8 protein-coding genes are annotated in these 10,812 nt (G+C 59.4%); 4 read left to right on the top strand and 4 right to left on the bottom strand.

The window, feature by feature from the left end; genetic code table 11:
- Window positions 1–178: 178 nt before the first annotated feature.
- The 4 genes from ABEA08_RS14575 to rpmE all read right to left on the bottom strand — a co-directional run bounded on the left by ABEA08_RS14575 (window position 179) and on the right by rpmE (window position 5,182).
- On the bottom strand, window positions 179–1,669 hold the full coding sequence (locus ABEA08_RS14575) for a sulfatase-like hydrolase/transferase (RefSeq protein ID WP_345336074.1): 1,491 nt from the start codon (window positions 1,667–1,669) through the stop codon (window positions 179–181).
- Window positions 1,670–1,862: 193 nt separating this feature from the next.
- The gene (locus ABEA08_RS14570; RefSeq protein ID WP_345336073.1) at window positions 1,863–3,161 is read right to left on the bottom strand and encodes a MipA/OmpV family protein; all 1,299 of its coding nucleotides are present in this window, start codon (window positions 3,159–3,161) and stop codon (window positions 1,863–1,865) included.
- Between the two features lie 97 nt (window positions 3,162–3,258).
- The gene (locus ABEA08_RS14565; protein ID WP_345336072.1) at window positions 3,259–4,512 is read right to left on the bottom strand and encodes a malic enzyme-like NAD(P)-binding protein; all 1,254 of its coding nucleotides are present in this window, start codon (window positions 4,510–4,512) and stop codon (window positions 3,259–3,261) included.
- 454 nt (window positions 4,513–4,966) lie between these two features.
- Window positions 4,967–5,182 (bottom strand): 50S ribosomal protein L31, encoded by a 216-nt coding sequence (gene rpmE, locus ABEA08_RS14560; RefSeq protein ID WP_345336071.1) that lies wholly within the window; start codon window positions 5,180–5,182, stop codon window positions 4,967–4,969.
- 234 nt (window positions 5,183–5,416) lie between these two features.
- Here rpmE and priA point away from each other — a divergent pair, with 234 nt between their 5' ends.
- The 4 genes from priA (at window position 5,417) to ABEA08_RS14540 (ending at window position 10,799) form a co-directional block, all read left to right on the top strand.
- Entirely contained in the window at window positions 5,417–7,603 is a 2,187-nt protein-coding gene (gene priA / locus ABEA08_RS14555) for a primosomal protein N' (RefSeq protein WP_345336070.1), read from the top strand.
- An 82-nt stretch (window positions 7,604–7,685) separates the two neighbouring features.
- A complete protein-coding gene (gene argS / locus ABEA08_RS14550) occupies window positions 7,686–9,434 on the top strand; it encodes an arginine--tRNA ligase (protein WP_345336069.1) in 1,749 nt (582 codons plus the stop codon).
- A gap of 3 nt (window positions 9,435–9,437) precedes the next feature.
- Window positions 9,438–10,028 (top strand): SPOR domain-containing protein, encoded by a 591-nt coding sequence (locus tag ABEA08_RS14545; RefSeq protein WP_345336068.1) that lies wholly within the window; start codon window positions 9,438–9,440, stop codon window positions 10,026–10,028.
- A gap of 168 nt (window positions 10,029–10,196) precedes the next feature.
- Entirely contained in the window at window positions 10,197–10,799 is a 603-nt protein-coding gene (locus ABEA08_RS14540; protein ID WP_345336067.1) for a tRNA-uridine aminocarboxypropyltransferase, read from the top strand.
- Window positions 10,800–10,812: the final 13 nt, after the last annotated feature.

Genomic DNA, 10,812 nt, shown 5'->3' with positions numbered 1-10,812 from the left:
AGCTAGCTGTTCCCCTTACCGGGCCAGCAGTGGACTTTCACCACCAAGTCATCCGATCGCCACCACGCGAACCGGAACAGTGCCCGTCAAGGCACTGCGTGCCATGCCTGGCACACCCAACAAAAAGGCCGGTGCACTTAGTGCATCGGCCTTGTCCTTTATGCGCGATCACGCACGCTCAATCATCCGCCGCAGTGATCTCGGCGATCTCAGCATCTCGCCAATTCGGAATGGTGGCTTCCCACTCTTTGAAGATCTGTACCATCCGTTCAGTGAGCTCAGGATACTGGCGGGCCAGATCGTTCGACTCCTGTGGATCTTCCGCCAAATTGTACAGCTGCGGCTCACCAAACAGGGCATCATCGCGCTCGGCGTGGATAGGCTTGCGGCCCTTAAAGTGCTCGATGCCGAGCTCTTGCAACTTGGCCTTGTGGGCGCCGCGATCGATCACCCAAACCAGTTTCCAATCCCCATCGCGCACGGCGCGGTTCGCGGTATTGCGCCAGAAATGCACCCCACGAAGCTCGCCTTCCGCTTGCTCCCCCTTCACAAAGGGCAGCAGATCTTTGCCGTCCAGCTCAACACCGGTAGGGATCTCAGCGCCAGCTGCGGCGGCAAAGGTCGGTAGCATGTCCAGGGTCGACACCATACCATTGAAGGTGCTGCCCGCTTCGATCTGGTTTGGCCAACGCATGCCAAACGGCACCCGCACACCGCCCTCATAGTAGGTCGCCTTGCCACCATTGAAGGTGGTGCTGTACTCGCGCTTGCCACCATTGTCGTTGGAGAACACCACCAAAGTATTGTCGGCCACACCGGCCTCATCCAAGGCATCGAGGATCACGCCCACCGACACATCCAGCGCGGCGATCACGCCGTCATGCTTAGTGCCACCTTCGGGAATGTAATGGGCCGGCACGATGTCCGGCGCGTGAGCATTGTAGGGGGCGTAATAGATGAAGAAGGGATCCTCCTTCTCCCGCAGGATGATCTCCCGGGCCTCCTGAGCAAATGCCTCGGTCAGGTAACCGCGCACGTGCACCGACTCATCGTTACGAACGATATCCAGATTCGGTTTCTCGGTCAGATCCAGCGGCGGTAGGGGCTGTCCCAGGTTGATCGCCCGGTTCTCGCTGCGAAACTGATAGAAGCCGCAGGAGCCACGGTAACCAAACCATTGGTCGAAACCGCGGTTGTGCGGCTGAAACTCGGGATTTGCCCCCAGGTGCCACTTGCCAATGGCGTGGGTCTTGTAGCCAGCGTCTTGCAAGAGATCCGACATCATCACTTCATCAAGGCTGACGCCGTAGCGGGCCTCCATCCGCTCTTCGGTGCTGCCGGGCAGGGTCTCGAAATCGAAGCGGGCCTGATAGCGGCCGGTCATCAGGCCGGCACGACTGGGCGCGCTCACCGCATGGGTGGCGTAGCCTTGCGGGAAGATCACCCCTTCATTGAAGATCTTGTCGATGTTCGGCGTCTTAGCCTCGGTATTCACCGAGCCAGTCACCCCCAGCGCGCCGTAGTGCAGATCGTCGGTGAAGATCATAATGATGTTGGGGCGAGTGCCTTCGCTCTGCACACTGGAATAGGAGCTGGCCTCGGCGGCGTGCAGCGCCGTCGCAACGTTCATAGACAGCAGGGTCGCCGCCAGTGGGGTTAGGTACTTCATCGTGACTCCACCAAATTGGTCGTGTGATCTTGGCTGTCAGTCTACCCAGCGAATTCGCCGCTACCGTCAAGCAGTGTAAAAAGCCAACATTCCCCCGGACGATCCCGTCGCCAGAAACCGCATTCACCCGCGCGGTTACAAAAACGCCCGGCTCAATGCCGGGCTGTCAATACCAAGAGCTGGGCCTGTCAGGCTAGAAGTGCCACTGCAGGGCGATGGTGTTGTAGTTGCTGCCGCCCTTGATCCGACCAAACTGCGAGCTGGTTTCAAAGATGGAGCTGCGATGATGCAGGCTGTAGCCCAGCCAGAGATTATCCAGCTTGGACCAGCCGAGCAGATCGCCCATATTCACATCTAAGGAGATATCAACGTAATTCATCAGCTTGGAGGGGCGATAGCCTTTGCGATCCATCTCGATCTGTTCGATATGGGTGATGTCTTTAACGTAGGACAGGCCTTCGCCTGCACCGAAGCGCCAACGGATGGGCCAGGTAAAGGTGTAATAGGCTTTCAGCGCCAAGACCCCTTCGAAGGTTTGATCCTGCACCTCAGAGCTGTGATGCACGATCGCCCCAGGGGTCAAATAGATATCCAGCGGCAGGCCGAACAGCTCTTGAGTCAAAGGAAAGCCCCAAAACACCGAGGTGAGCTGATTCTCAAAAGGATCCTTCACCCAACTGCCGCCGAAGATGTCGCCCATATTGGATTCGGTAGCATAGCCGTGGGCGACGCGCACATAGTGGCCCTCCAGAGAGTCATAGGACACTCGCCCGCCCCGCTTGGAAGGCTCAGGGAAAAAGCCAAAGCCGAAAAAGGTTTCGATGTTGTAGCGGGAGTCCAGGGTCGGCAGATCCCCCAAGGGGCCGCCAAAGGCACTGATCTTGGCATTGCCCATCAGATACAGGTTGCTGGCGATGTGGTAGCGCGCCTCCATCCCGACCGAGCCGCCGATATCGCCGCCGGACTCATACAACCCTAAGCCGTAATACTTGTCATTGAAGCTCGAGCTGCGCCAATCCAGCGACAGCTCAGGCCACAACTCCAGTTTGCCTTCCTGATGATAGAAACCGTAGCGAAAATGGCCGTAGCTGCGGCCATTGCCATCACTGAGCAGCTCCACATCAAAGTAGTCATCCTGACCTGGTAGATAGCGATAACGCCAGCCGGTGTCAAAGCTGTCTTCTTGATACTCATTCTGGTAATCCGCCGGAATATCAAAAAAACGAAAGCGGCTGAACAGGGCGGTCTGATGCCGTTCATTACCCCATAGGTGGAACCCCGCCTCGAGCCCGTGAATGTAGAAATGCTCAGAGTTGAAATACATCAGAGGGGTGATATCCATCACCTGATCGACGTCCGTCTGAAACGGAATATCGGCGTAGCGGGCGCCGATGGCGATCCCCCACTCCGGGCGTTGTTCGGCCCCCGGTGCAGCCAGTATGGGCCAGCTCAGTGCAACAAGGGCTGCGGCAATGACAGATCTCAACGACATAACAATCTCAAACCATTAAAAAAGCCCGCCAACTGCGAGCTTTGTCTATTGTAGCCATTCTTTCGCCCTCAGACTTCAGCCAGAGCAGCAAAAGCGGTTACGTGTCACTTGCGGCATAGGCAGAGGGCAATTCAGCGATCCCCGCCACACCGGTATCGATCGCCGCTTGCGCCACGGCTTTGGCGATCCGAGGCAACAGGCGACCGTCCACCGGTTTGGGTAAAACGTAATCCGGGCCAAACGTCATGCTCTCCGCGCCATAGGCCTCCAGCACATTCTGCGGTACCGGCTCTTTGGCCAAACCGCGCAGCGCATGCACCGCCGCCACCTTCATTGCATCATTGATGCAGCTGGCCCGCACATCCAACGCGCCGCGGAAGATAAAGGGGAAGCAGAGGACGTTATTAACCTGATTGGGGTAGTCGCTGCGGCCGGTGCCCATGATCACGTCTGGGCGCGCTGACCGGGCCAGCTCCGGCTTGATCTCCGGATCAGGATTGGAGCAGGCGAAGATCACTGGTTTATCCGCCATCAGCTTGACGTCGTCCGCCGACAACAGATCCGGCCCGGACACCCCAACAAACACATCCGCCTCGACGATCACATCCTGCAGCGTGCGCTTATCCGTGTTGTTGGCAAACAACTTCTTGTATTCGTTAAGATCGTCCCGTCGGGTGTGGATCACCCCGTTACGATCCAGCATGTAGATCTTCTCGCGCATCGCACCGCATTTGATCAGCAGCTCCATACAAGCGATGGCCGCCGCGCCGGCGCCCAGGCAGACGATGGTGCTTTCGCACAGCTCTTTACCTTGGATCTCCAAGGCGTTGAGCAAACCCGCCGACGTCACGATCGCGGTGCCGTGTTGATCGTCGTGAAACACCGGCACCGAACAACGCGCGATCAGCTGCTTCTCGATCTCAAAGCACTCCGGCGCACGGATATCCTCCAGGTTGATCCCCCCGAAGGTGTCGGCAATGTTGGCGACGGTATCGATAAATTCATCCGGGGTACGGTGCTTCACCTCGATATCGATCGAATCGATATTGGCAAAACGCTTAAACAGCAGTGCCTTGCCCTCCATCACGGGTTTCGACGCCAAGGGGCCTAGATTGCCCAGGCCCAAGATGGCGGTGCCGTTGGTGATCACCGCCACCAGATTGCCTTTGTTGGTGTAGCGGTAGGCGTCATTAGGATCGGCCGCGATCTCGCGGACCGGCTCGGCAACGCCAGGGCTGTAGGCCAAAGCAAGATCGTGCGCCGTCTCGGCGGGCTTGGTTAAAGCGATGCTGATTTTGCCGGGAACCGGCTGGGCATGGTACTCGAGGGCTTGGTCGCGCAGATCCGTCATTTTGTTATCTATCCAAATGCGAAGGGTGAAAAGTCTGGGGGACGCGCAAAACATACCGCTATGTCAGGCAAAAGCAAAGGCGACATCACAAAAATTCACACGATGCTCATACTGCCATATAACCCATTGATGATAAGAACAAAAATTTATGCTCCCAAGCATCCAAACAGTAGGAATATAACGCAAATAACCGGCCTGATTGGCCCATTGTGTCCGCGCTGTCGGCGGCTAACGCCACAGTGACCAGCCCAGCGTCACGCCAAGTTCACGGCAAAAATAGAATTGAATGAGGAAAAACAAGGCAATGGGTATCGGCAAGCCGAAAGTGAGCGGATGAGAGAAAGGTTCAAAGTTGAAATTATGCGATCAAGTCGCCGCAATAATGCGACTGGACAAACGCGAGACAAAAAGAAAGGGCGCCCTAAGGCGCCCTTCTTCGAATCGTTTGAAACGCTTACTTCTTGGAAGACAGCGCGCCAAAACGGTTCTTGAACTTCTCAACACGACCGCCGGTATCCAGTACCTTCTGCTTGCCGGTGTAGAATGGGTGACATGCAGAGCAAACGTCCAAGTGCAGGCTCTTACCTACAGTGGAGCCAACTTTGATCACGTTACCGCAAGAACAGTTCGCAGTGATCTCTGCGTAGTTAGGATGGATACCATCTTTCATGGGAAAAACCTCAATTTAGGCCGTGTCGCTATACCGGATCTATGCCGGACACCACACGTAATTACACATAGTTTCAGGGCGCGAGAGTTTACAGCATGGTCCGCTCTGCCGCAATAACCCTTGCTGATTTTCTGCACTAAGGTCTGGGCCGGAAACGCAACTCTGGGATCCGATCCTACCGCCGCCGATTATCTCTGTTAGGGTAGTAGAGAGTCCAATCCTCTGTGAGCTACCGTGTTTATCCAGATCGCCCTGCCGGTGCCCCTGCCGCGCCTGTTCAGTTACCTGCCCCTCGACAATGCGCCGCTGCCCATCATTGGCAGCCGGGTCAAGGTCCCCTTTGGCCAGCGCCATCAGATCGGCTTTGTCGTCGCCTTCAGCGAACACTGTGACGTCCCTGCCAGCAAACTCAAACCCATCACCGAGGTACTGGATCCTGAGCCCCTGCTGCCCGCGCCACTGTGGAAACTGGCCAATACCGCCAGCCGCTACTACCTGTCGCCGCTGGGCATGGTGCTGCCACAACTGCTGCCGGTCAAGCTGCGCAAGGGGGAGAGCAGTGAACCCAAAGCCCGCACTCTGTGGCGGCTGACCGAGCAAGGCCGACAGCAAGACCCTAACGCACTCAAAGGCGCGCACCAGCAAGCTCGGATCCTCGCCTATCTCCAGCACCAACCGGCACTTGAGGATGATCAGATCGCCCCCTTAGAGTTCAGCCGACCGGCGCTCAAAGCGCTGGCTGGCAAAGCGCTGATCGCCTCACACACCGAGCAGCCCGAGTGGCAGGATCGCTGGGACACCGAGTTTGAGCTGGGCGAAACCCCACCCACCCTCAATCCGGAACAAGCCGTGGCCGTGGCGGCGATCAACGACAGCGAAGGCTTCCAGCCCTTCCTGCTCGATGGCGTCACCGGCTCGGGCAAAACCGAGGTCTACCTAACCGTGATGGAGCGAGTACTGCGCACCGGTCAGCCCGTCCTGGTATTGGTACCGGAGATCGGCCTGACGCCGCAAACCATCGCCCGCTTTCGTCGCCGCTTCCCGCTGCCGATGGAGGTGCTGCACTCCAACGTCAACGACAGTGAGCGCCTGCTCAGTTGGCAGCGGGCCAAGGCCGGTGGCGCCGCCATCGTGCTGGGCACCCGCTCGGCGCTGTTTACCCCGCTGCCGGGGCTGGGGTTGATCGTCATCGATGAGGAGCACGACGCCAGCTTCAAGCAACAAGAGGGGTTTCGCTACCACGGCCGGGATCTGGCGGTCATGCGCGCCCACTTGGAGCGGGTTCCGATCATCCTCGGCAGCGCCACACCGGCGCTGGAAACCCTCAACAACGTCAAGACCGGCCGCTACCGCCACCTCAAGTTAAGCCAACGCGCCGGCCTGGGCCGACCGGTCAAGCAGATCCTGCAGGATATTCGCCATCTGCATCTGGATGCGGGCATGTCGACCCCGCTGATCGAGCGCATTGGCACCCACCTCAAAGCCGGCAATCAGGTGATGCTGTTTCTCAACCGGCGTGGCTTTGCCCCGGCGCTGCTGTGCCATGAATGCGGCTACCTGCACGAATGCCAACGCTGTGACGCCTTCTACACCGTCCATCAAGGCGCCAACATGGTGCAGTGCCACCACTGCGGTAGCCAGAAAGGGCTGCCGCGCCAGTGCCCCGACTGCGGCTCGACCCAGCTGTTCACCCGCGGGGTCGGCACCGAGCAGCTCGAAGGCGCACTGGAGCGCCTATTCCCGGATTACCCCTCGGTGCGCATCGATCGCGACAGCACCAGCCGCAAGGGCAGCCTGGAGGCCAAGCTGGAGCAGATCCGCAAAGGCGAGGTCAAGATCCTGGTCGGCACCCAGATGCTGGCCAAGGGCCACCATTTCCCCGACGTCACCCTGGTGGCCATGCTGGATGTGGACTCGGCGCTGTTCTCCGCCGACTTCCGCGCCGCCGAGCGCCTGGCCCAGCTTTACGTTCAGGTCGCTGGCCGCGCAGGCCGGGCTAGCAAGGCCGGTGAGGTGGTGTTGCAAACCCATCAGCCGGAGCACCCACTGCTGCACCAATTGATGGGGGCTGGCTACGCCGCCTTCGCCGACGACGCCCTAACCGAGCGGCAACAAGCGCAATTGCCACCGCACTGGCAGCTGGCGATCCTGCGCAGTGAGTCCAACTATGCCGACGTCGCCCGCCACTTTATCCGCGACGCCAAGCAGCTGCTGGACGCGCCCGGGGTACAGATGATCGGCCCCATGCCGGCGCCGATGGAGCGCAAGGCGGGCAAGTACCGTTTCCAGGCGCTGATCCTCGCCCCAACCCGGCCGCAGTTGCAGCAAGGACTCGAGGCCTGGCTGCCCAAACTGCAGGCGCTGGAGCCGGATCGCCGCTGCCGCTGGCACTTGGAGCGGGATCCGCAAGATCTTCTGTAGTTTTTAACGCCATAGCCGGTTAAACTATCGGGTTCGATAATCCGCCGATTTCGGCCCGTTTTTAACGCTTTTTGGTGTCGCGATGAAAGAGCAAATCCAGCAATTACTTGAACAAACCGTCAGCCGTCTGAAAGATCAGGCCATCATCCCATCCGATGCCGCGCCACGCGTTCAAGTCGATCGCACCAAAGACAAGAGCCACGGCGATCTGGCCACCAACCTGGCCATGATGCTGGCCAAACCGGCCAAGAAGAACCCGCGCGAGCTGGCGGGACTGATCATCGACAACCTGCCGGCCTCCGAGCTGGTGGCCAAGACCGAGATCGCCGGCCCGGGCTTCATCAACTTCTTCCTCGACAGCCGCTGGCTGGCCAAGCAGATCGAAGCGATGGCCGACGACAGCCGCGCCAATGTGGCGCCGGCCGCTCAGCCACAAACCATCATCACCGATTACTCCGCGCCCAACGTGGCCAAAGAGATGGCGGTACACCATATCCGCTCAACCGTGATCGGCGATGCGGTGACCCGCACCCTCGAATTCATGGGCCACAAAGTGATCCGCGCTAACCACATCGGCGACTGGGGCACCCAGTTCGGTATGCTGATCGCCTATCTGGAAAAGATGGAAAACGAAAGCGCCGCTGACATGGATCTGTCCGATCTGGAAGCCTTCTACCGCGAAGCCAAGAAGTGCTACGACGAAGACGAAGCCTTTGCCGAGCGCGCCCGTAACTACGTGGTGAAACTGCAAGGCGGTGACGAATACTGCAACCGCATGTGGCGCAAGCTGGTGGACATCACCATGGCGCAGAACCAAGCGATCTACGATCGCCTGGGCGTATCCCTGAACAACGATCACATCGCCGGTGAAAGCCTCTACAACGATCTGCTGCCGGAAGTGGTATCCGATCTGACCCAGCAGGGTCTGGCCGTCGAAGACGCCGGCGCCACCGTGGTGTTCCTCGACGAGTTCAAGGGCAAAGATGGCAACGCCATGGGCGTGATCATCCGTAAGCGTGACGGCGGTTTCCTCTACACCACCACCGACATCGCTGCCGCCAAATACCGGGTCGACAACTACGCGGCCGACCGTATCCTCTACTTCATCGACTCCCGTCAGGCCCAGCATCTGCAGCAAGCCTGGCTGATCGCCCGCAAGGCCGGCTACCTGACCGACGCCACCACCACCGAGCACTGCGCCTTCGGCATGATGCTGGGCAAGGATGGCAAGCCATTTAAGACCCGCAGCGGCGGCACGGTTAAGCTGTCCGAGTTGCTGGAAGAGGCGCACAGCCGCGCTGTGAAGCTGATCGGCGAGAAGAACCCAGATCTGCAAGGCGAAGCGCTGGAGAAGATCGCCCACACCGTCGCCATGGCCGCGGTTAAGTACTCGGATCTGAACAAGAACCGCACCACGGATTACGTGTTCGACTGGGACAACATGCTGACCTTCGAGGGCAACACCGCGCCTTACATGCTGTACGCCTTCAGCCGGATCCAGTCCATCTTCCGTAAGGCCGGCGTCACCGCCGAGCAACTGAACGGTGAGATCGTCCTGTCCCACGACAAGGAAGAGGCCCTGGCCAACAAGCTGGTGCAGTTCAATGACGCGGTCAACGGCGTTGCCAACAAAGGCATGCCACACCTGATGTGCACCTACCTGTTTGAGTTGGCTGGCGCCTTTATGAGCTTCTACGAAGCCTGCCCAATCAACAAAGACGACGTCAGCGCCCAAGACAAAGCCAGCCGTCTGCGCCTGTGTGCCGCCACCGCCAATACCCTGAAAGTGGGCCTCAGCCTGCTGGGCATTGACACCCTGGAGCGCATGTAATCCATGACCCGGGACTACGCGGGCAAGGGACGCTCACGCGGTCGAAGCCGCACCGCTCGAGGCCGGGGTAACGCTCCGGCCAAGAAGCCGTTTCCGTGGCCATTGGCGCTGTTTGCCGTGGCCATGTTGTCGCTGTTTGGCTATGTACTCAGTGCTATCCAAGGCGCCAGTGAGGCGCCGCTGTCGGAACACGCACCGAGTGCCGGCAGCCCGGCGGTTCAAGCTCAGCCTGAGCCCAAGCCGGAGCCGGCCAAGCCAAGCCAACCCTTGCCGGAAGCCCCGACCGAGCGCTGGGAGTTCATCGAGTCACTGCCCAATAAGGAAGTGCAGGTTGAACTGCCAGAGCAACGCCAGAGTGCCGGGCCGTTTCAGATGCAGTGTGGCTCGTTCCGCACCGACGATCAGGCACAGTCAATGCGCGCCACCATTGCCTTTCAAGGGCTCGAGTCCGAGGTGCGTCGCACCGAAGGCCGCAATGGGGTTTGGTACCGGGTTCGCCTCGGTCCCTATGAGCGCAAACGCCAAGCCGAAGCACATCGCCATACGCTGGAGCGGGCTGGGATCAACGGCTGTCAGATCTGGAACTGGGATTAAAGCTCAGTGCTCAGTGCCAGCTCAACGCGTCATCCGCGTTGAGCTGGCACTGACGCTGATGCGGACCACCCAACCGAGGCGCCTGCCCGCGCTTCGGTTTCCCCCTGTACCGAGCGCACGCCAAACACCTAAACTCTCCCAAGCAACCCATTGAAGCAGGCTGCCTCTATGTCTGGATCGCCCACTGAAAAACGACGCCAATGCCCGCATTGCGAGCGGCCGATGAAGGTCTGCCTGTGCGCGCACATCACCCCGCTGCATCATCATCTGCCGGTGCAGATCTTGATCCACCCCAGCGAGCTGAATGCCGCCAAAGGCACGGCAAAGCTGACCGAAAAGGTGTTAGATCACTGCCAACTCTGGCCCGGCGAAAGTGCCGACGATCTGGCCCCCCTGAGACAGCACCTGGCCGACGTCCCCGCTTTTCTGCTCTACCCGGATGAACAGGCCCAGCCAGTGGAAACGGCCACACTGCCCCCCCACAGCCAGTTGTTGGTGCTGGATGGCACCTGGCGCAAAACCCACAAGATCCTGCAGCTCAATCCCTGGCTACAGGCGCTGCCCAAGCTCAGCTTCCACACCGCACCACAAGGCAACTACCAGATCCGCAAAGCCCACCGCGAAGACAGCCTGTCGACCTTAGAGGCCATCGCCTACGCACTGGAGCAACTGGAAGGCTGCGATCCCTCCCCGCTGTACCACGCGTTTGAAGCATTGAAGCAGAGTCAGTTGGCCCACATGCCCGCCGAGGTACGCACCCGCTATCGCTAAAGTTATCCCCCCT

Source organism: Ferrimonas pelagia, from assembly GCF_039543565.1.
In the GTDB taxonomy this organism is placed as follows: domain Bacteria; phylum Pseudomonadota; class Gammaproteobacteria; order Enterobacterales; family Shewanellaceae; genus Ferrimonas; species Ferrimonas pelagia.
The sequence above is the reverse complement of the archived record's forward strand: the minus strand, read 5'-3'. Positions and strand labels throughout refer to the sequence as shown.